The following is a 20537-nucleotide window of genomic DNA, read 5'->3' as shown; positions in this document are numbered from 1 at the left end:
CTCTCCGGTGCGTGCGCACGGGAGTTTCCGTGGAGAAACGCACTGACAGACCCCAGGAGATATTTCCTCATGAACGACATCACTTCGACAGCGGCCCGAAGCGTGGACCCGCTGTTCGATATCGCCGGCAAGGTCGCGATTGTCACCGGAGCGAGTTCCGGACTCGGCCGGCAATTCGCCACCGCGATGGCACAACGCGGCGCTTATGTCGTCGCAATGGCCCGGCGAAAAGACCCGCTCCTCGCGCTGGTCGACCAGTTTCCCGAACACATCCTTGCTGTTTCGGCGGATGTCACGAAAGACGACGAGATCCGCGATGTCATCGACCGCACGGTGGAATGGCGGGGCGCAATCGATATCGTCGTCAACAATGCCGGTATCACCTCGATCCAGCCGGCCGAAGACGAAGACCCGGAAACGTTCAGCAAGGTGATCGACGTCAACCTGATCGCACTCTACCGTCTCTGCCACCTCGCCGGTCGACGGATGCTGGAACAGGGCCGGGGCGCAATCATCAATATCGCATCCATCAACGGCCTGGTCGCCAGCTGGTCGATTCCCGAGGCCGGCTACTGCGCCAGCAAGGGGGCCGTGATCAGCCTGACACGCGAACTCGCGGCGCAATGGGCGGATCGCGGTATCCGGGTCAATGCCCTCGCGCCCGGGTATTTCCGGAGCGAGCTCACCGAGGAGCTGTTCACCAGCAGCGCCGGTGAACGCCGGTTCCGGCGTATGCCGATGCGCCGCGGCGGCCGGGAAGACGAACTCAACGGTGCTCTGGTGTTCCTCGCCAGCGAGGCGTCGTCCTATATGACGGGGCAGACCCTCGTCATCGATGGCGGTTGGACAACAGTGTGACCACCGAGAAGACGGGCAACGAGCCCGGTATGCCCCGAGCGCAAGCGCCGGAAACTCCCACCGGCCACGACGCCGAGCCCGATATCAGCCCGGCGATGCTTCGCCGCGCCGTGATCGCGAGCTGTGCCGGTTCCTTCGTCGAGTATTACGACTTCGCCGTGTACGCCGCCCTGACCCCCGCCATCGCGAGCACCTTCTTCTCCGCGGAGGACCGGGTGAGCGGGCTGTTGAGCACACTGGGCATCTTCGCCCTCGCATTCGTCGCGCGGCCACTGGGCGGCCTGGTCTGGGGTCGATTCGGCGACAAGATCGGGCGGCAGACCACCCTGGTCTCGGTGATCCTCTTGATGTCGGTCAGCACGGCCGCCATCGGATTGCTCCCGAGCTACGAGACGATCGGCGTACTGGCACCGTTGCTGCTCGTGATTCTGCGTGTCCTCCAGGGCATCTCGGCGGGCGGTGAGCTTCCGGGGGCAACGATCTTCGTCGCCGAATCCGCACCGAATCACCGGCGAGGCTACTTCGTCAGCTGGATCGGGGTATCGATCACGTGTGCGACCCTGGCCGGTCTTCTCACCGCCGCGCTGCTCGCGGCGCTCATGTCCACCGAATCGCTGAACAGCTGGGGCTGGCGCATTCCGTTCCTACTCGCCCTACCGCTCGGCCTGGTGGGGCTCTATATCCGGGTGAAGCTCGACGAATCCCCCGCATTCGAGCTCGCGCGGAAAGCCGAGGCCACTTTCCACAGCCCGCTTCCCGAGGTGCTCGGGAAGGCCTCAATGTACCGCCGGATGGCGGTGACCGGACTGCTCGGCGCCGGAGCTTTTCTCGGTTACTACATCATGATGATCTACATGCCGACGCTGTTGACCAGCGAGCTCGGCTTCGACTCCGGCGACGGCCTCCTGGCAATCTGCGCCGGCGGCGCGGCCATCGTCGTCCTGGGACCGCCGATGGGCATACTGTCCGACAGGTACGGCCGCCGGCGTGTCCTCATCTCCGCCGCGGTGGGCTTGTTCGTATTCACGTACCCGAGCTTCCTGCTACTCGACACCGGCAACTTCCTCGCGGCCGTGGCGGCGCTGATATTGCTCGCGATACCCGTCTCGGCCGGACAGGCCGTCTACGTCACCGCCGCACTGGAACGTTTCCCCACCAGTATCAGATACACGGCTTTCGGCATCAGCTACAACGTCTTCGGGCTGATCGGTGGGACCGCGGCATACGTCTCCACCTTCCTGGTCGCGCAGACGGGAACCACCTACGCGCCTGCCTTCTATCTGATGGCCGTTGCCGTGGTGGCGCTGCTGACGACGCTGCGGGTCCCGGAGACCGCGAGCCGACCCCTCGAATCGGCATAAGAGCTGGTTCGGCGCTCGGTCGGCAAATTGCCATCGCCGGTATCCGCCGGTGCATCGAACAAGGAGGACCGTCATGGGACGTCTCGACAACAAGGTCGCACTGGTGACAGGCGCCGCCCGCGGCCAAGGACGGTCACATGTCCTGCGGCTTGCCGAGGAGGGCGCCGATGTGGTGGCGATAGATATCTGCGCACCGGTGGACACCGTGCCCTATGCGCTGCCTACCTCCGAGGATCTGGCGCACACCGCCGAACTGGCGAGGGCGACAGGCCGCCGGATCATCCATCGGGAGTGCGATATCCGGGATCTGGCCGGACTCCAAGCCGTTGTCGCCGAGACGGTCGCGGAACTCGGTGGGATCGATATCGTCGTCGCCAATGCCGGCATCACCGGTTTCGCGCCCTCCTGGGAAATGTCCGAACAGCAATGGCAGGAAATGATCGACGTCAACCTCACCGGTACCTGGAAGACCGTCCGGGCGGCGGTGCCGTCGATGATCGAGCGGAAACAGGGCGGCTCGATCATCCTCACCAGCTCCCTTGCCGGTCTGATCGCTTACGCCGATCTCTCCCACTACACGGCATCGAAACACGGCGTCACCGGTCTCATGCGAGCGCTCGCGGTCGAGCTCGCTCCGCACAATATCCGGGTCAATTCACTGCATCCCGGCAACGTCGACACACCGATGATCAACAACCCGGTGGTGCACAATGTCTTTCTTCCCCACCTCGCGAACCCGACGCGAGCCGAGGTGGAAGACGTTTTCGTGCACTTGCAGGGCTTGCGTGTGCCCTGGATCGAACCCATCGACGTGAGCAATGCGGTGGTCTACCTCGCCTCCGACGACTCTCGCTACATCACCGGCACTACCCATGTGCTCGACGCGGGTGCCATGGCCCCCAACAAGATCCCGCACGTGTGACCACCAGGCGACAACACAGAACCCGCTGAGGAAAGGTCCACAGTATGTCCATCGAAGACAAATTCGCCATCACCGAGCTGAACCATCGCTACGCCCTTCTTCTCGACACCGGCGAGCCTGCCCGGTGGGCGGCCGAAGTGTTCACGGAGGATTGCTTTTTCGACGAACGCCAGGTCGATTTCGGTCTCCACGTCGGGCGTGAGGCCATTGCGGCGTACGGCGACGAATTGATGGGCATGGTGGAACACGTCGTTCACCATATGACCAACCACGTGATCACCATCCTGTCCGAAACCCGCGCCACGGGCGTCGCGTTCGGTATCTGCGACGTGCAGCATGCAGGCGGCGGTCCTCGGCTGCGGTTCAACGTTCAGTACGAGGACGAATACAGAAAAGTCGACTCCACGTGGCTGATCTCCAGGAGGGTGCTGGTGAAGACATTCGAGCCCGAGCAGGTCGGCCGAACGCCGCTCGCGGGATAGTGCTCGAGGGTATGTATTGAGGTGTGACGGCGCATCACAGGCCGCGCCCGGATAAGTGGTGTCACGCCGGACTCCCCGGCCGGCCGTCCGGGGCGGCTCTGTGGCCTCCGTCCGGTGCGGCTCTGTGGCGACGACGCTGTCGCCACACAGCCGCCTGCCGGCCGCAGCGCTCCGGCCGGCGAACTCGTCGCCGCTAATCGACCATGGTCAGGCCACCGCTGACGCTGAGTACTTGACCGGTGATGTAATCGGCCTTGTCGGAGACGAGGAAGGCGACCGCGGTGGCGATTTCTTCGGTCCGGCCGACTCGTTTGAGCGGGATGGTCGACAGCAACATGGATTTGATGCGGTCGGAGGTATCGTCGGCCCACAGCGGGGTATCGGTTGCGCCGGGGGAGACGCAGTTGGCGGTGATACCGCGCTTGGCCCACTCCCGGGCCAGCGATTTGGTGAAAGCGATGACGCCGCCCTTCGTGGCGGCGTAGACGGCCTGTCCGCCACTACCGACCCGGCCGGCGTCGCTGGCGATGTTGATGATTCGTCCGGAGCCACGTTCGACCATCCCGGCGCCGACTTCGTGACAGACGAATATTGCCGACATGAGATTGACATCGACGAGGTTGCGGATCTGTTCGACGCCGAGGGAGATGAACGGGTCATCACCAGCCCATCCCACGTTGTTCACCAGGATATCGAGGGGGCCGAGGGTGGTCGTGACGGCCCGGTTCAGTGCCGCGACCTCCTCGGGCGAGGTGACATCGCAGGTGAACCCGTGGGCGCGCAACCCCTGTTCCGACAATTCCCGGGCGACGGCCTCGGCGCGGTCGCCGTGCAGATCGCAGACCGCTACATGGGCGCCGGAATTTGCCAGCTGCGTGGCGATCGCGGCGCCGATACCCTGGCCCGAGCCGGTCACCAGCGCGATTTTCCCTTCGAGGGACACCTGCATGTTCATACCTCCGTGTATGGGAGTGAGGTCCTGTCGGGCAAAGCTCACTGTGGTCCGGCCTGATTCTCAATATGGACGGTATAGGTCAGTATCATCGCTTCTGCCTCTGTGCGCAAGTTTCGTGGCCGCCCGATGTGGGGCTGCTTCGAGGTCGGTGCGGCCATTGTCGGTGGAGCTGTGGGGACGCGAGTGAGAGCGAATTATCGCCGACGACGAGGTTATCCGATGAATCGGCGCGGTTCGAGGCGTGTCCGGGGGTGGACGAGGAGTTCGTTACGGTGTGGCCCCGCGTGGTCGGGGGCCACCTCATTCCATTTCCTAATATGGACTATATATGTCAGTATGGCCGTAGTCCGGTTGACGAGCGGGTTTCGAGGAGTCATCCGCTCGGCAGCCAGAACGAGGTGCCCGATGAGCAAACCTTCATGCCTCCACCGGCGACCGTTCCGAGTTCGATAGCAGTGAGGCCAACCATGACGACCGGAGAAGCTCACGACCTGCACACCGAGGCGGTCCTGACGCAACAGCGCGGCAATGTCCTGCTGATCACGATCAACCGGCCCCGAGCCCGCAACAGCATCAACCGGATGGTCGCCGAATCGATCGGCGAGGCGCTCGAGTCCGCAGAGCGCGATTCGGCGGTGCGGGCGATTGTCCTGACCGGTGCGGGCGATCGGGCGTTCTGTGCGGGGGCAGACCTCAAGGCGCTGGCTGCCGGGGAAGATATCCACCCCGCGGGCACCCGTGCTCGCTGGGGTTTCGCGGGGTATGTCGATCACCCCGTCAGCAAACCCACCATTGCCGCGGTCAACGGATTCGCGCTCGGCGGCGGCACCGAACTGGCGTTGGCCAGCGATATGGTCGTCGCGGCCGATACCGCCGAGTTCGGCCTGCCCGAAGTGCGCCGCGGACTGGTAGCCGCCGCCGGCGGTGCGTTCCGGCTGGCGCAGCAGATTCCGCGCAAAGTCGCCTTGGCGATGGCCTTCACCGGCGAGCCGATCTCGGCGGCGCGGGCGGCGGAGCTGGGGCTGGTCACCCGGGTCGTGGCGCAGGCACAGGTCCTCTCGGTAGCACTCGAGCTCGCCGATGCCATCGCCGCCAACGCCCCGCTCGCGGTGCAGGCCACCAAACGTATCGCGGGCGGCATCACCGACGGGCATGTCGAACGCGAGGCCGCGGACTGGGCGCGGAACCGCCTCGAAGCGGGACGGGTCCGGCATTCGCAAGATGCACAGGAGGGCCTGCGGGCCTTCGTCGAGAAGCGGACACCGAACTGGACAGGACAATGAAACACAGCACCTCGCGATCACCGGTGATCGCCGGTCTCGGAATGACCGAGATGGGGAAGGTCTACGGCAAAAGTGCCCGCCAGTTCGCCGCGGAGGCCACCCGGCTGGCCGTCGCCGACGCCGGTCTGCGCTTGGCGGATGTCGACGGTTTACTGGTCTCGGGTGGCGTGACCAACGATGTCGGCCTCGAGTTGCAGGTCGACCTAGGACTGCGCGACCTTGTGGTTCTCACCCAGATGCAGGCATTCGGCTCGACGGCCGGCGCGATGGTCCAGTACGCATCGATGGCGGTGCAGGCCGGGATGGCCGAAGTCATCGTGTGCGTATTCGGTGATGCTCCCCTCGTGGAAGGGGCCGGGGCGGGCCAGGCCTATTCGGACGGTCACCGGACGCCTTCCGGATGGGCGGGCCTCCAGCGGTCGACGGGCGCCGTAACTCCGAACGTGCTGTACTCGCTGGCCGCGCGCCGCCACATGCTCGAATACGGGACGACCTCCGAACAGTTGGGTGCCATCGCCGTCGCCCAGCGCGACTGGGCTGTGCTCAACCCACTGGCGCAGATGCGTACCCCCATCGCCCTCGCCGATCACCAGGAATCCCGCATCATCAGCGATCCGTTCCATCTCTACGATTGCTGCCTGGTATCGAACGGTGGTGTCGCGGTGGTGGTGACCACCGGCGACCGCGCCCGTGACCTGGCGCAGCCTCCGGTTCGCGTTCTCGGATGGGCACAGTGTCATCCAGGCACCAAATTGCGTCGTAACGACGACTTCGGGTTGGTGACCGGCGCGGCGCGCTCCGGGCCGGCGGCCATGTCGATGGCCGGCGTCACCGTCGCCGATATCGATATCGCCGAACTCTACGATTGCTACACCTACACCGCTCTGGTCAGTCTCGAGGACTACGGGTTCTGCGCCAAAGGCGAAGGAGGCGAGTTCGTGGCGACGCCGGGAATGATCGGCCCGGAGGGCAAGGTGAAGATGAATACCGGTGGGGGACAGCTGTCCTCCTACTACATGTGGGGTATGACCCCGCTGTCCGAGGCCATCCTGCAGGCGCGCGGGCAGGCCGGTGCCCGGCAGGTGGAACAGCACGAGCTCGTCCTGGTCTCGGGTAACGGGGGAATTCTCGACCACCACTCGACCTTGATCCTGGGCTCGTGATCCGGGCCGGGTCGGACGAAACGGAGGGATTCCGACATCTATGAACATTCAGCCTGTTGTCCGCGATGCCGCCACCTCGGAGTTCTTCGACGGAGCCGCACGTGGGGTCTTCCTGTTGCGCCGGTCCACGGAAACCGGCCAGGTCCTGGCTCCGTCCGCAGTACAGGACAGGGTGGGGAACACCGATCTGGAATGGGTGGAGGCTTCGGGACTCGGCCGGGTCGTCTCATGGGCGTTCGTCCCCCGGCGGGACGGCGGTTCGGATACCCCGGTCCAGCTCACTATCGGGGTGGTCGAACTCGATGAGGGGCCGTGGTGGTGGACCCAGCTCGTCGATATCGAGCGCGATACCCTCATTGCGGGACTACGAGTCCGCGCGGTGTTCCCCAAATCCGGGCCGGCGGAAACCGACGAGTATGTCCCGGTCTTCACGCCCACACAGGACGAGTAGGCCGTATTTGACTCGACAGGGCCGGCCTTCGTGATCGAGTCGGTCGAGCCGGCACTCCGGTCGCCGTGGTGTCCCGGCAGCACGCTTCGCTGAAATCGACAACATATCCGACGAACCTGGAAAGTAGGTCGAGAATTATGTCCGATCGAACTGCCTGCGTGAAGTTTCCGTCCAAGGTCGGCGTCTGGTGGAACGGCGAGGCGTGGCCGATACGTGAGGCTCGGGACATCGCCCGCGATATCGAAGCGCTGGGGTTCGGTTCGCTGTTCATGCCCGAGGGCGGCGGTAAAGACGCGCTGGTGGAATCCGCAGCCTTTCTCTCGGCCACCGACCGGCTGGTGGTCGGCACCGGTATCGCCAATATCCACGTCCGGATACCGACAGCGGCGGAGTCCGGCGGCCGCATCCTCAGTGCCCTGAACCCGGGGCGGTTCGTGCTCGGTCTGGGTGTCAGCCACGGCCCGTTCGTCGAACAGATGCTCGGGGGCGCGTATCGCAAGCCGCTGGCGACGATGCGGACGTATCTCGAGCGTATGGACGCGTTGCCCCCGGAGATCGAGCCCGGTGCCCGGCCGCTCCGCCTGCTTGCGGCATTGGGTCCGAAGATGATCGAGCTGTCCGGCGAGCACGCCGACGGCGCCCACCCGTATCTTGTGACACCCGAACAGACCCAGGTCACCCGTTCGATCCTCGGCGCCGATCGCTGGATCGTCACCGAACAAGCCGTGGCGATCGGTGGCGATTCGGGCGATCAACTTCGGCGTGCGCACGACCACCTCACGATGTACTCGACGCTGCCGAACTACCGGAACTCATGGCTGCGCCAAGGTTTCGACGAATCCGACCTGGTCACCGGTGGATCGGACCGGTTGGCCCGCGCACTGGTCGGCACGGGCTCCGCCGATGACGCGGCCGCTGCGCTCACCGCACACCTCGACGCCGGCGCGGACCACGTCGTCGTGCAGGTCCTGACGGACACACCTTCGACCGACCCGCGGCCCGCGCTCCGCGAACTCGCCTCGGCACTGCAGCTGTAATCGCACGGAATCGCACGGCAACCAGCGTTCGGGGCCGGGCGCGGCGTAGAAACAGCCGTGCGAGAGATGGCAATATCGCCGCGGGCCGCCTGCCTCTCACCGGATAGGGGAGAGGCAGGCGGCGGGCACTGGGTCAGAGGTGGGCGGCGCGGTTGATCGCGACGGTCTCGTCCAGCGAAGGCATCTCGGTGAGGCTCGCGAAATGCTCCATGAGCCGGTCACGAGTTCGGGGCGCTTCGTCCTTGTCGGCCGCTGCCAGGGCCTGCCGCAATTCCGCGGTATTCAGTTCGGTGCAGTAGGCAGGCGTCCCCGGCTGCTGTCGCCACGATTCGGCCAGAACACCGGCATCGATGGGATCGAAACCCGTGTCGTCGACGAGCTGCATGACGGTCCGGCGTGCTCGTTCCGAATCGGCGGCAACGGGGATGGCGATGCGGCCGGGCGTCCCGGCGGGTACACCCCTGGTCTGCTGCGTCGCCGCCAGCGCGGCGTTCCACGCCTTCACAATCGGCTTGCCGAGCTGTTCCGCGCTCCACACGCTCTCGACCTGCCCATTGTCCACCGCCTCGACGGGGCCGTTCATCCCGGGATAGTAGTTCGACGTATCGACGATCACCGTATCGTCGGCGACCCCGGCGAGGAGGCCGGCGAGTTCGGGCTGCTTCGCGAATGGGATCGACAGGATGATGACATCCCTGTCCTGGGTCGCGGCGTCGAGGTCGACTGCGCGAGCGCCCGCCTCTCGGATATCGGCGGCGACGGTCTCCGGCCCGCGGGCGTCCGCGACCAGTACCTGATGTCCGGCCTCGCTGAGCCGGCGTGCGAGGTTGCCGCCGATGGATCCGGCGCCGATAACGGAAATCCTCATATCGTGTTCCTTCTTTCTGTCGTGTGCGGATCGCTACATGAACAGCGCGCGGCTGAGACGAACGCCGTACTCCGAGTCGGGGTTCGTCGTCCCGTCGCCGACCCTTTCGGAGATGGCGGCGACCGACAGGTCGCGTCGCCTCGGCAGTCGTGCGGCCTCGGCGCTCGCCAGGGCCGCCGGCATCTCGTCGCGGGTGAGATCCGTGCAGTACGCCGGTGCCCCGGGCTGCTGGCGCCACGATTGCGCCAGCGGTCCGGCATCGAAACCATCGAATCCGGTGTCCTCGACCAGCGCCATGCCGACCGCGCGTTCGCTGTCGTCATCGGCGGCGACCGGGATGGCGATACGACCCGGAGTACCCGGCGGCGTGCCTTTCAGGGCGAAGGAGACGGAGCCGATGGCGTTCCACGCCTTGACGATCGGCCGACCGAGCTCTTCTGCGGCCCAGATACTTTCGATCTGGCCGGCTTCGATCGCCGCTATTCGGGAGTCGCGCCCCGGATAGTAGTTCGAGGTATCGATGACAACGGTCCCGGCGGGTACGCCGGCGAGTAGCGGCGCGATATCGGGAACGCGGTTCAGCGGGGTGGAGAGGATGACGACGTCCACATCTTTCACCGCTTCGGACGCGGTCACCGCACGTGCTCCCGTCTCCAAGACCGTCGCGTCGATCGTTTCGGGCCCGCGAGAGTTGGCCACCTTCACGTCGTGTCCGGCCGCGCTCAACTTTCGACCGAGTGTCTTGCCGATATGGCCGACACCGAGAATGCCGATCTTCATCCAGTAACTCCTTGGGTTGTTTTATCGATTTCCTCGACCGGGCAACGCTGCGCGGACGCCGTGTAGGTGCCGTGCCGGGCCGAGCCATTGGACGGCCTCTTCCTCATATCCGGCCCTGTGGGACCCAGACCGAATTTCGGCCGGCTCACCGCCGCCGGCACTGGGCGTGTGCCGGATGACGGAAAAGCCGGCTTTGTCCCAGGCGTTGCCGAACGCATATGCCGCAGTGCCGCCTCGGTCTTGCGGGTCGGCGGGTACGGCGGGTGATACTGCTACAGCTTGTTGTGTTGTTCGCGGTAGCCGTTTTCGATCAGTGTCAGGAGACGATCGAGCGCCTGCTGGTCGGCCTCGGCGGCGCCCATGGTCCATGCCACCGAGACGACCAGGAGGAACAGGTCGCGCCCGGTCACCGCGGCCCGCACCTGTCCCGTGAGCTGCGCGCCGCGCACGTATTCATCGGTGGTCCCGATGAGATTTTCGCACCCGGCCTCCTTGGCGACCGCCTCCAGCGACGTGCCGACCCCGAGCCGCAGGAACTGACGCTGAGCCGCCTCCAACAGAGCAGCACGGTTGCGCTGGACATCCGCGCGCGGCCGGCGGCCCGGCTGCTCTTCGGTGGCCATACGTCCTCCTACCTGCTCCACACGGCAAAGCGGATGCTTCCTCCGGATACCTCCACAGCATAAAACGGAGGCTGTATCCGGTCAACCTCGGGGTGGGCGGCGGATTCGGTATGACAGCGCAAGCCCACTCTTCCTAATTTGGACGATAGATGTCAGTATAGGCGTTGTGACGCCGGTCATCTGGCAGCGCGTCGTCCGTGTGGTCACGTTCGATCAGCTCATCCAGATCGCCTGCCGGCGATCCATGCGGCGGGTGCGTTGTCCTGGACGCGGCCGACAGATCGATGAGAAAGGCCCCAGATGAGTTTTCGGGTCGAGCGAAGCGTTATGGTCCCGATGCGTGACGGCGTCTCCCTTGCCACGGACGTGTGGATACCGGACGGTGGCCCGGCTCCGACGCTGCTGGTGCGAGTGCCATACGGCAAGGACAACATGACCGTGATGTCGCTCGCCGTGAACCCCAACCCATTTGCCCTCCTCGACGCTGGATACGCGGTGGTGCGGCAGGACTGCCGGGGCACGTTCGAGTCGGCCGGGAAGTTCACCCCCATGGAATATGAGCACGACGACGGCGTCGATACGATCGCGTGGGTGCGGCAGCAACCCTGGAGCGACGGCACCGTCGGGACCTACGGCGCGTCGTACCTCGGCTTCACCCAGTGGGCTTCGGCATCGCGGAATCCCCAGGGCCTGAAGGCGATCGCACCGGCGGTGAGCAACCCCGACTTCTACTCCGCCTGGCATGACGAGGGTGGTGCACTGACCTGGCACAACGTTGTTTTCTGGGCCGCGTACATGGCGCTCGCCGGCAATCAGCGCGCTGTGACGGCCGGTGCCGGTGAAGTGCAGACGTCGATGACCCTTGCCGGGGTGGTCACCGAGCTGCTGAACTCGCCGAACGCGGCGTTGGCCGACTCGATGCCCGGCGGGCAGGCATTACTGGCCGAGCTGCTGCCGTGGTGGTCGGAGTGGCTGAACCATCCCGATCGCGACGACTATTGGCATCAGCTCTCACCGGCCGCGCAGTTCGCAGGGGTCAGCGTTCCCGCGCTGCACATCGGCGGCTGGTTCGATCTCTTCGCCGGGAGCACCGCTCGTACCTACACCCGGATGAAGGCCGAGGCGGGCAGCGCTGAGGCACGCACGGGCCAGCGGCTGATCATGGGCCCCTGGGATCACCAGGATTACACGGGTGTCTACTACGATCGGCAGTTCGGCGGCGCCGCAGACATTCTCACCACCGAAGTCACCGAAGCTTATGTGCGCTTCTTCGACAAGTGGCTGCGCGGGCGGGCCGACGCTCTCGAAGGCAGTGCTCCGGTGCGGATCTTCGTGATGGGTATCGACCAGTGGCGCGACGAACAGGACTGGCCGCTGCCCGACACCACCTACGTCGATTACTATCTCGACGGCGCCGGCCGGGCCGATGCCGCTGTCGGTAACGGCGTGCTGCGTAGTGACTTCCCTTCGGTGGAAGCTGCCGACGTCTATGTCTACGATCCGGCACGGCCGGTCATGAGCGTCGGTGGTCGGCTGTGGTTGCCGGCCGCGCTCAATACTGTGGGGCCGGTCGACCAGAGCGAGATCGAAACGCGCGACGATGTCCTGTGTTACACCACGCCCGTGCTCGATGAGCCGATCGAGGTCACCGGCCATGTGTCGCTGGTGCTGCACGTTGTGTCGTCTGCCGTGGATACCGATTTCACCGGCAAGCTGGTTGATGTGTTCCCGGACGGCCGCGCAATCTATTTGACCGACGGTATGCTGCGCGCCCGCTACCGGAATTCACTCGCCGAGCCCGAACTCCTCGAGCCGGGAAAGGTTTACGAGATCACCCTGGATCTTTCGGTGACGTCGAATGTGTTCCTGCCCGGCCACCGGATCCGGCTGGAGGTATCCAGCAGCAACTTTCCCCGGTTCGACCGGAATACCAACACCGGTGGGAATATCAACACCGAGACCCTCGACCAGGCTGTAGTCGCGGTCAACCGGGTGCTGCACGGCCCCGAGCACCCCAGCCGGCTGGTCCTCCCGGTAATCCGCCGCTGAGGCTTCAACGGTCCGTCCGCTCGGTGATGCGGGTGCGTGAGATCGGTGCCCGCGAAGGCGTCGACACCGTCGTGGTAGCTGTGATGGCCAGGGAGGAGCCGTTGCAGGCCTGGGCCTCGTACCATCGCTGCATATTATCGGCGACGTCGCTGGCGGTCCCGGCGACGACGGGTGGTAGTCGATGACGCCGTGGGCCAGCCCGTTCGCGCCGCCACCGGCTTGGAAAATCACCGGCCGGCCTTGCTCGGACTGGGGATGGTCCGCGAGCGGCTACGTGGCGCCCGCCGGACGTCATGGGAAAGGTCCACCTCCAGACCGCTCCGATGTCCGGGTCTACGAGTCGACGCGCCGGTCGGCGGTGACGCGTGCCCGCAGTGTTTCGATGATCCGCGCTCTGGTCATGGAATCGATGCGGTCGCTGGTGGCCGCATACAGAGTCACGTCGGGGATCGGGGGTAGCGCGTCGATGCGGCTGACCCCGTCCGGCGGCGGGCCCAGGCGCGGCAGTGGGGTGACCCCGAGGCCGTGCCGTGCGGCGGTGAGCACGCCGGTCAGGTCCGGGCACTCCTTCGCGATCTGGTGCGGGGTTTTCGTCAGCGACGCGAGCGCTTGGTCCCGGACCGCGCACGGGCGAGTGAAGAAGATCAGGCGGTCGAGCGGGGCGTCGTCGGTGCCGAACCATTGCAAGGGAAGTTCGGCGATGGCATGGCTTCCGCGAGCCGGTCGGGTGAGCATCAAGGCCACGTCGGCGCGGTCATCGTGAACAAGATCGCGCACATGGGCGCTGCGAGTCAGCCGCAGTCTGATCTCGCGGCCGGGGTGCAGGGTATTCAGGGTGGATACGACACTCGGTACGAGGAATTGCGCCGCGTGTTCGGTCGCGGCGACCAGGAACTCGCTGTCCCCGGGGGGTGCGAGGGCATGGATCGCGTCGTCGTGGTGCGTCAGGATCACCCGTGCCCGGGCGACGAGTTCCTCGCCGTCGCTGGTGAGCCCGATTCCTCGTCCCTGGGCGGTGACCAGCCGGGTGCCGAGTGTTTTCTCGAGCTTGCGCAGATGGTTGCTGACGGCTGACGGGGTGAGGTGGAGCGCCTCGGCGGCTCGGCGCACGCTCGAGAATGTCGCGACCGCGACCATACTGCGAAGTTGGGGGATGTCGAGAGTGGCCATAGCGCCAGTATGCCGCAAGACTGTTCACGTTTCGTGAACGGTCTTGCGGCGGCCGTGCTCGGGGCCGATTGTGGAGCCATGTCCACCAGCACACCCCGTCTGTCGGCGCGACTGGCTGTTCCTACCGTGCTGCTGTACGCGGCCGGATATCCACTCGGAACGGCGACGGTCGCGGTCATGTCCCCGTTCCTGGTGATCTTTCTGCGTTTCGCAGGTTCGGCGATGATCCTCTGGGCGATCGTGGCCGCCCGCAGGACGGCGCTGCCGTCGCGGCGGCAGGTATTACATGCGATGGTGGCCGGGTTGATGACCCAGGCGGTGCAGTTCCTCGGGTTGTATTGGGGGTTGGCCCATGGAGTTTCGGCAGGATTGGCCTCATTGGTCATCGCGCTCAACCCGGTGATCACAGCCGCCCTGATGGTAGCGGTGACGCGCCATTGTGAGTCGCGTAGGGGAATGTTCGCGCTCGTGTTGGCCACCGCCGCGGTACTGCTCGCCTGCGCGCCCCGGATTGCCGCCGACCATCAGATGGGGATCGGTATTGCGGCGGTAGTGATCGCCATGCTCGGTTTATCGGCCGGCGGTGTGTATCAGGGTCGCTTCTGCACCGATATGGACCCGTGGCTGGTCACCGCGCTCGGAATCACGGCGGCCACTCCGGTCGCCGGGGTGGCGGCGGTCCTCACCGGCCCGCAATCCTCGGACTGGCCGCACGCTCTGCTTCTGCTGGCGTGCATGATCGTCGCCACTTCCGTCGGTGCTACCACGCTGTACTCGGCCGCAATCAAGAGGTCGGGGGCCCGCGCGGCCTCCATCCTGTTCGCGGTAATCCCGGCCGCGGCGAGTGTCATGGCGTGGGCCGCGCTCGGGGAGACACTCTCACCACTGGCCGTTGCGGGTCTGGCCCTCGGCGCCGCGGCGTGCACAGTGCAGGCAAGCACCGCTGCATCCCGGCCGGGCCACCGCGACCAACAGCCTATTTCCGGCCAATCGTTGCCGGCTACTCGTTGAGCTCAATGGATTCGCCCAGACCGAACAGGTGAAGGTTCGCCGCGGGCATCAGGTACATGGACGTCTACCAGCGCACCGGCGTCGTGCCTCACGCCGGAGCTGTGTCGGGCGCGGCATGGTCCGAGAGTTTCGCGGTCGTGGAGAGGATCAGCGCTGTGCTGCGAGTGTTCCTGACAGAACGGCATGAGAGACAGGGAAATCGGTCGGACCGCTCCCAACAAGGGCAACACATGACGCATCGGCGCGGATTTGGTCGGTCGGGCTAATCCGTGGTTCCACTGTCCGGTCGGTAATGAGAGGCATCCCGGTACGCAGACGGCGGCATTCCCCGCCACCTTTTGAAGGCGATCGTGAAGCTGGCTGCGTCCTTGTAGCCCAAGGTCCGGGATATCCGGGATATGGAATGGTCGGAATTCGAGAGCAGATCGCAGGCGAGGTCGCAGAGGGTCTCGTCGCGCAGCTCGGCGAAATCGTGGTCTGCGAGTTCGAGCTTGCGCTGCAGAGTGCGTGGTGAGACCTGCAGCGTGGCAGCCACATTCGCGAGTTTCCGGTTGAGTGCCGGCGCGGCTCTGATTGCTTTTGCGACGGTGTCGGGCCAATCGCCGGTCGCCCGGAACGAGTCGAGAACTTCGGTGTCTGCTTTGATCCATGCCGCGTGCTGGAATGCGTTTCCGAAAGGGAGTTCCTCTGTCGATATCACGGGATCCCACCACAGCCGCAATGTCTCGGAGCCACATTCGGCCACGTTGCCGGAGATGTAGGTCAATGCTTCGGGCGAGATTTCCGGTAACGGGAATTCGATACGAGTGAACGGGAATCGGCCGCCATAAAGCCACTCGAACGAACGGCTGGTGGCATAGAGGTCGCGATATGCGCTGAACGGGATCAGCTCTTTCGCGCTGTCGGGGTAGGTGAACTGGACACCTGTCACCGTGCCATCGGAGGTCCGGAGCGCCCCGATCTCGAGAAGTCCGGGCGAGTAGTCGACTGCATTCACGGCTTCGACCCAAGCCGCAATGGTCGGTGCGGTTGCGAGAGCCATTCCGCGGGCGCCGACCGTGGCAGTGGTGTAGGCCCGCGCGGCGCGTAGCCAGAGATCGACGCGATCTCTCGTCAGCGCAACGAACTCGAGTTGGAAGGCCAGTTCTTTCTTCGCCGGGATAGTGCCACCCGGGCGGTTCACGGCATCGGGGTCGATCTCGGCATCGGCGAGTGCTGTTCTCCAGTCGAGGTCTGCTTCTTCGAGGATTCGGCGCAGCGCGTGGACGCTGAAGTTCGCGACACGGAGGTTCTGATACGAGTTCAGCTTCACTGCTGCCTCCTTACGTGGGTTCGGCGGCCGCCGCTCGACAGCGCTGTCGAGACGGCAGCTCCGGCAGGCATCGGAAGTCCCGCCAGTACGTTTGCATCCTGCGCCATCACTCGACAATGGGAGGCATTTGGCGCGTTATAAGGCTTTGTTGGCGTCGAATATCGTGCCGGTTCGATGCGCTGCAACGAGGTCCGCAAGAGCACCTCAGGAGCGAGGCCGCCCTTCCGGACCGCGCCGGACGCTGCGGTCAGAACTGTCGCGCCGCGACGTCGGGACGATGTGAGGCGTCAAGTCGCTCGCGCAGGCGGTCGGCCGGAACGGGGGCTCCGGGGTCGGCGAGGTAGTCCACGGCGAACCTGTCCTCGTTGGCCGCGTAGATCGAGGTGTACGCACCGGACTCCGGCTCGAACCTCCAGGATTCGGCGAGCTTACCCGCGTCGACGGTGTCGAAACCGAGCGTGTTCACGATCGTGGAGACCCGCGCCTTCGCCTCGCTGTCATCCCCGGCGATCGGCAGCGCGGTACGCGGGGAGGAGTTTGCCAGGTTCGGGATGTGTTGGAAGCGAATGTTGTTGAACGCCTTGACGATCACCGTGCCCGGGAGAAGCGACTGCTCGTACTCGGCCGTCGTGCTCTTCAGAGAGTCCAGCTGTTCGATGCGGCCATCGCGATGAGGATAGTAGTTCCCGGTGGAAAGGACCGTATTCCCGACGAAGGCATCGACGGGCAGTTTCGGGTACGCGGCCAGCGGCACGGCCAGGACCGGGATGTCACCGAACTCCACTGCCGCGCGGACCTCGCCGGCCCGGGCCCGGGGGCCGAGTTCGTCGATCAAGTCCGTGAGCGACTCCGGTCCCCGCGAGTTCGCGATGAGGACGTCGTAGTCGGCCGCGACGGCGAGCCGGGCGACTGCCGCTCCGATCGATCCGCTACCGACAATTCCAATGCGCTTCATACCGCTCTCCTTACTGTTGACGAGTGTTCACGCCCGCACGAGACGTGACTTTCTGGCTACCTGTTGTCGGTGATGCCCGTTGGGCGGCTCGTACGTGCGGTCGACTCCCACCCGCTTCTGAGTAGACCGGCCAGGGCCGCGGCAGACGCGTCGTCGGCCATGGCCGCACCCCGTGCCCAGCTCGTGGCCAGAGCGGCCAGGAAGAGATCCCGGGCCCGGATCCCGCTGTGAGCGCTCCCCTCGCGCTGGGCGGCGTGTAAGAACTCCTCGGTTGTCGTAATGAATCCCTGGCATGTCACGGCCAGCGGAGAAGGGCTCTTCATCGCCGCGCGCAGCGGCTCCGGCAGCCCGTCGAATGCACCGGCCCACTCGGTGAGCGCGTCGAGCCAGCCCTCGAGTGCGTCGGCGGCGTCGGCCGACCGGGTGCGGAGTTCATCGCGCCGGGACACGAGCGCCTCGTCGCGCGCGGCGAGCAACGCGGCGAGCAGCGCTTCCCGGTTCGGGAAGTGCCGGTACAAGGTCCCTGCGCCGACGCCGGCCTGTTTCGCGATCGCTTCGAGCGAACCGTTGATGCCGTGATCGGAGAAGTGCCGCTCGGCGACAGCGAGGATGTGATCACGGTTGCGCCGGGCATCGGCCCGGGGGGCACGAGCCCCGGTCGTCGCGTTCTCAGGCATGGCGGTCACCTCACATTGACTAAACGGAGAGTGTCTCCGTAGGCTTCCAGTATAAGAGGAGGCTACCTCCTCTTACGTCCGGGGCGGGGACAATTCACACTCAGCGCGCAGCCGACAGTGACAAACAGTCCGGATATGCGCACGGAAAATGGACATGATGGACAGACAGATGATCATCGGCATGCATCTGGGCAACGGGTATGGCAATCTGCCCGGCGCCTGGCGTGCCCCGGCGGTCGACCCCACGAGCTATACGAGCTTCGACGCGAAAGTTCGGCATGCCCGAGCAGCCGAGCGTGGAATGCTCCAGTTCCTGTTCCTGCCCGACGGCCCCAGTCACGTCGGCGATATAGAGAACGAGCCGCCCGACTTCAATCTCGATGTCATGGTTACGCTGGCAGCCGTTGCGCGAGAGACGAGCCGGATCGGCCTCGTCGCTACCGGCTCGACCACCTTCAACGAGCCGTTCAACCTCGCGCGACAGTTCAAGGCACTCGATGTCATGAGTCATGGACGGACGGGCTGGAACGCCGTCACGTCCAGCGGCGAGGATGTCGCGGCCAATTACGGCAAACGACTGCCGTCCAGCCCCGAACGCTACGGAAGAGCGCATGAAACGGTCCAGTTGGTGCAGGCTCTCTGGGGCAGCTGGGGAGAGGCCGCATGGGTGCACGACAAGGTGACGGGCCGCTTCGCGGACGCCGAGAAAATCGCCCCGATCAATTTGGGCGGCGAGTTCGTCGCCGCGCGCGGGCCGCTGCACATTCCGCCCTCCGAGCAGGGGCAACCCGTTGTCTTCCACGCCGGAGGCAGTGCGAACGCCCTCGAGTTCGCCGGCCGCTGGGCCAGCGCCGTCATCGGAGCGGCTTTCACGATCGACGATGCGCGTGCGCAGCGTGCCGCGTTCCGCGTTGCCGCCGAACGCGCCGGGCGCAACCCGGACGAAATCAAGTTCTTCGCCGGCCTGATGACGACCATCGCAAACGATAGGCGGGGAGGTCTTGATCGCCGGATCACGTTGAGCGGCCGAACATTCCCGCAGCGTGCATCCTATCTCGGACGGATGCTCGGTCTGCGGCTCGATCCTGTCCGGCTCGACCGGCCACTTTCGCCGGAGCAGTTGTCCGCGGCGCGGCCATCACCGGGCGACCCGCGCTCGGTCCACGCACTGAAGATCGCGCGTGAAGGCTGGACCGTCCGCGACGTTCTGGCGCACGGTGTCATCGACTACCACCCCGTCATCGTCGGACCGGCCGCCGAAGCCGCGGACCACATGCAGGAATGGTTCGAGGCAGACGCTGTCGACGGCTTCTGGGTCTCGCCGGACATCTACGAGGGCGGGGTTGACGCCTTTGTCGATGGCGTCGTGCCGATCCTCCAAGATCGCGGGCTGTTCCACCGCGAGTATGACGGCGCTACCCTGCGCGCACATCTGGGCGCCCCAGCCCAATACGGAGTCGATCCGCGTGTCACGCGGTGACTGCAAGCACAGAGCACCTCAATCGCTACCTCATGCGAGGGAGGTCAGCGCGCGCGATCACCAACTGCCATGGGTGCGGTCCCGGTGTCGATGTTCGCGGTCGAAGCGCAGACGAGGAATTCTTGGACGAAATCAATGGATACCGGCAGCTCGCCGGTGATTTTCGCTGCGGTCAACGCTCCGCAGCCGACGACGGCCATCGAATGGGATGTCCACCCGAGTAGCCGCTGCTACCCCGTCGCGTTCGTGGCCTCCGACGAATACGGGATCGACCGGTGCGAATCAGATCATGACCGATAACCGGTTGGGGCTGCTGCACTCTCAGGTGACATGCCGAGTTCGGTTGTGAGCCATTCGACCCACGCAACATCCATGTCTGGTGTTACTGCGTCGACCGGCAGGAAACTGCACTTGAAAAACGGGGTGGCGTCGTGGTCGATCATTCGCCGGTACTTGCGCTCGGTTTCTTCCAAGACTCTCGCCGAGTAGGTCGACATAGCGGCGAAGCCATGGCGTCAGCATGACCATGTCCGGTGTCGAGGCGAGTTGCGCGACAAGCATGTGCTCGGCCTCGGCCGGGCCGACGCGGTCGAGCAGTTTCGCCCATCGGATAGCGGCGCCGTGGTCGTCGAACGATTGGGAGGTTTGGACGGACTTGCCGGCGTGGTCGATGCGGTAGCGCACCTGTGAGTAAGGCGAGCCGTCTTTTCGTACGCGAATGCGGGGGAGTGGTCGCCATGGGGCACGGGTCCTTGCGTGAGGCCGAATCCCCTCAGATTCCCTGGTGTGGACCGCAGTGTGGACGTAGGGAAGAGGCAATGTTGGAAACATGCCCCTGACCTGCATAAATGCTGTGTCCGGAGGGGGACTTGAACACTGGCTTCGCAGCAGATGTGCACACTTTCGGTGTGCATGCCGTCACAGTACACGATCGTGCGGGTACTCCTTCATTATGGCTTCGATCCCTGTCGACTTGTACCGACGAGCAGTCCTTGCCTCGATGCCTGTATACGACCGCCGCCGAGATGGTGAAGTAGCGAGGTGGAAAGATCAGGGGGCCTCGATGCGCACTTTGCCAAGTGGGGGCAGCAAGGGATGGA

The 20537-nt window shown here is 65.2% G+C and carries 20 protein-coding genes and 1 pseudogene; 12 read left to right on the top strand and 9 right to left on the bottom strand.

Annotated features, from left to right (window positions below):
* Positions 1 to 69 precede the first annotated feature (69 nt).
* The 4 genes from ON22_RS28420 (at position 70) to ON22_RS28405 (ending at position 3623) form a co-directional block, all read left to right on the top strand.
* Positions 70 to 858, top strand: coding sequence for an SDR family NAD(P)-dependent oxidoreductase (locus tag ON22_RS28420; RefSeq protein WP_051158205.1), 789 nt, complete (start codon positions 70 to 72; stop codon positions 856 to 858).
* Positions 855 to 2219 (top strand): MFS transporter, encoded by a 1365-nt coding sequence (locus ON22_RS28415; protein ID WP_081595906.1) that lies wholly within the window; start codon positions 855 to 857, stop codon positions 2217 to 2219. Before ON22_RS28420 ends, ON22_RS28415 begins: the two co-directional genes overlap by 4 nt.
* 73 nt (positions 2220 to 2292) lie before the next feature.
* Positions 2293 to 3141 (top strand): mycofactocin-coupled SDR family oxidoreductase, encoded by an 849-nt coding sequence (locus ON22_RS28410; protein WP_033247555.1) that lies wholly within the window; start codon positions 2293 to 2295, stop codon positions 3139 to 3141.
* A 44-nt stretch (positions 3142 to 3185) separates the two neighbouring features.
* Positions 3186 to 3623, top strand: coding sequence for a nuclear transport factor 2 family protein (locus ON22_RS28405; protein WP_033247556.1), 438 nt, complete (start codon positions 3186 to 3188; stop codon positions 3621 to 3623).
* Between the two features lie 193 nt (positions 3624 to 3816).
* Here the strand turns inward: ON22_RS28405 and ON22_RS28400 are convergent, their stop codons facing one another.
* Positions 3817 to 4578, bottom strand: a complete 762-nt coding sequence (locus tag ON22_RS28400) for an SDR family NAD(P)-dependent oxidoreductase (protein ID WP_231508796.1) — start codon at positions 4576 to 4578, stop codon at positions 3817 to 3819.
* Positions 4579 to 5045: 467 nt separating this feature from the next.
* Between ON22_RS28400 and ON22_RS28395 the strand changes: the two genes are divergently transcribed.
* The 4 genes from ON22_RS28395 to ON22_RS28380 all read left to right on the top strand — a co-directional run bounded on the left by ON22_RS28395 (position 5046) and on the right by ON22_RS28380 (position 8512).
* Positions 5046 to 5861 carry a crotonase/enoyl-CoA hydratase family protein gene (locus ON22_RS28395; RefSeq protein ID WP_051158204.1) on the top strand — a complete coding sequence of 272 codons (816 nt, stop codon included), beginning with the start codon at positions 5046 to 5048 and terminating at the stop codon, positions 5859 to 5861.
* Complete coding sequence (locus tag ON22_RS28390) at positions 5858 to 7024, top strand: thiolase C-terminal domain-containing protein (protein WP_033247557.1); 1167 nt, start codon at positions 5858 to 5860, stop codon at positions 7022 to 7024. Before ON22_RS28395 ends, ON22_RS28390 begins: the two co-directional genes overlap by 4 nt.
* 40 nt (positions 7025 to 7064) lie before the next feature.
* The gene (locus ON22_RS28385; protein ID WP_033247558.1) at positions 7065 to 7475 is read left to right on the top strand and encodes a Zn-ribbon domain-containing OB-fold protein; all 411 of its coding nucleotides are present in this window, start codon (positions 7065 to 7067) and stop codon (positions 7473 to 7475) included.
* A gap of 137 nt (positions 7476 to 7612) precedes the next feature.
* Positions 7613 to 8512, top strand: coding sequence for a TIGR03620 family F420-dependent LLM class oxidoreductase (locus ON22_RS28380; protein ID WP_033247559.1), 900 nt, complete (start codon positions 7613 to 7615; stop codon positions 8510 to 8512).
* 133 nt (positions 8513 to 8645) lie between these two features.
* On the opposite strand, the pseudogene ON22_RS28375 reads toward ON22_RS28380, so the two are convergent.
* From ON22_RS28375 to ON22_RS28365, 3 genes and pseudogenes are all read right to left on the bottom strand, one after another.
* Positions 8646 to 9383: pseudogene (locus tag ON22_RS28375) on the bottom strand (NADPH-dependent F420 reductase); the annotation flags it as partial.
* A gap of 30 nt (positions 9384 to 9413) precedes the next feature.
* Positions 9414 to 10160 carry an NADPH-dependent F420 reductase gene (locus tag ON22_RS28370; protein ID WP_033247561.1) on the bottom strand — a complete coding sequence of 249 codons (747 nt, stop codon included), beginning with the start codon at positions 10158 to 10160 and terminating at the stop codon, positions 9414 to 9416.
* 272 nt (positions 10161 to 10432) lie between these two features.
* On the bottom strand, positions 10433 to 10783 hold the full coding sequence (locus ON22_RS28365) for an SbtR family transcriptional regulator (protein WP_033247562.1): 351 nt from the start codon (positions 10781 to 10783) through the stop codon (positions 10433 to 10435).
* A 300-nt stretch (positions 10784 to 11083) separates the two neighbouring features.
* Between ON22_RS28365 and ON22_RS28360 the strand changes: the two genes are divergently transcribed.
* Positions 11084 to 12832 (top strand): CocE/NonD family hydrolase, encoded by a 1749-nt coding sequence (locus ON22_RS28360; RefSeq protein WP_033247563.1) that lies wholly within the window; start codon positions 11084 to 11086, stop codon positions 12830 to 12832.
* 333 nt (positions 12833 to 13165) lie between these two features.
* Here the strand turns inward: ON22_RS28360 and ON22_RS28355 are convergent, their stop codons facing one another.
* Positions 13166 to 14002: a LysR family transcriptional regulator gene (locus ON22_RS28355; protein ID WP_033247564.1), complete on the bottom strand. Its 837-nt coding sequence runs from the start codon at positions 14000 to 14002 to the stop codon at positions 13166 to 13168.
* 78 nt (positions 14003 to 14080) lie between these two features.
* Between ON22_RS28355 and ON22_RS28350 the strand changes: the two genes are divergently transcribed.
* The gene (locus ON22_RS28350; protein WP_051743152.1) at positions 14081 to 15013 is read left to right on the top strand and encodes a DMT family transporter; all 933 of its coding nucleotides are present in this window, start codon (positions 14081 to 14083) and stop codon (positions 15011 to 15013) included.
* Positions 15014 to 15275: 262 nt separating this feature from the next.
* Here ON22_RS28350 and ON22_RS28345 read toward each other — a convergent pair whose 3' ends face one another.
* The 3 genes from ON22_RS28345 to ON22_RS38385 all read right to left on the bottom strand — a co-directional run bounded on the left by ON22_RS28345 (position 15276) and on the right by ON22_RS38385 (position 17957).
* Positions 15276 to 16325: an AraC family transcriptional regulator gene (locus ON22_RS28345; protein WP_033247565.1), complete on the bottom strand. Its 1050-nt coding sequence runs from the start codon at positions 16323 to 16325 to the stop codon at positions 15276 to 15278.
* A 247-nt stretch (positions 16326 to 16572) separates the two neighbouring features.
* Positions 16573 to 17280, bottom strand: coding sequence for an NADPH-dependent F420 reductase (locus tag ON22_RS28340; RefSeq protein ID WP_033247566.1), 708 nt, complete (start codon positions 17278 to 17280; stop codon positions 16573 to 16575).
* Between the two features lie 56 nt (positions 17281 to 17336).
* The gene (locus ON22_RS38385; protein ID WP_051158215.1) at positions 17337 to 17957 is read right to left on the bottom strand and encodes a TetR/AcrR family transcriptional regulator; all 621 of its coding nucleotides are present in this window, start codon (positions 17955 to 17957) and stop codon (positions 17337 to 17339) included.
* A 148-nt stretch (positions 17958 to 18105) separates the two neighbouring features.
* Between ON22_RS38385 and ON22_RS28330 the strand changes: the two genes are divergently transcribed.
* A complete protein-coding gene (locus ON22_RS28330) occupies positions 18106 to 19437 on the top strand; it encodes an NtaA/DmoA family FMN-dependent monooxygenase (RefSeq protein ID WP_033247567.1) in 1332 nt (443 codons plus the stop codon).
* A 44-nt stretch (positions 19438 to 19481) separates the two neighbouring features.
* On the opposite strand, the gene ON22_RS36970 is transcribed toward ON22_RS28330, so the two are convergent.
* A complete protein-coding gene (locus ON22_RS36970; protein ID WP_156052487.1) occupies positions 19482 to 19637 on the bottom strand; it encodes a hypothetical protein in 156 nt (51 codons plus the stop codon).
* Positions 19638 to 19983: 346 nt separating this feature from the next.
* On the opposite strand from ON22_RS36970, the gene ON22_RS36965 reads away from it, so the two are divergent.
* Positions 19984 to 20127: a hypothetical protein gene (locus ON22_RS36965; RefSeq protein WP_156052488.1), complete on the top strand. Its 144-nt coding sequence runs from the start codon at positions 19984 to 19986 to the stop codon at positions 20125 to 20127.
* Positions 20128 to 20537: the final 410 nt, after the last annotated feature.

It is taken from the genome of Nocardia carnea NBRC 14403 (genome assembly GCF_000308515.1).
GTDB classification, from domain to species: Bacteria; Actinomycetota; Actinomycetes; order Mycobacteriales; family Mycobacteriaceae; genus Nocardia; species Nocardia carnea.
The sequence above is the reverse complement of the archived record's forward strand: the minus strand, read 5'-3'. Positions and strand labels throughout refer to the sequence as shown.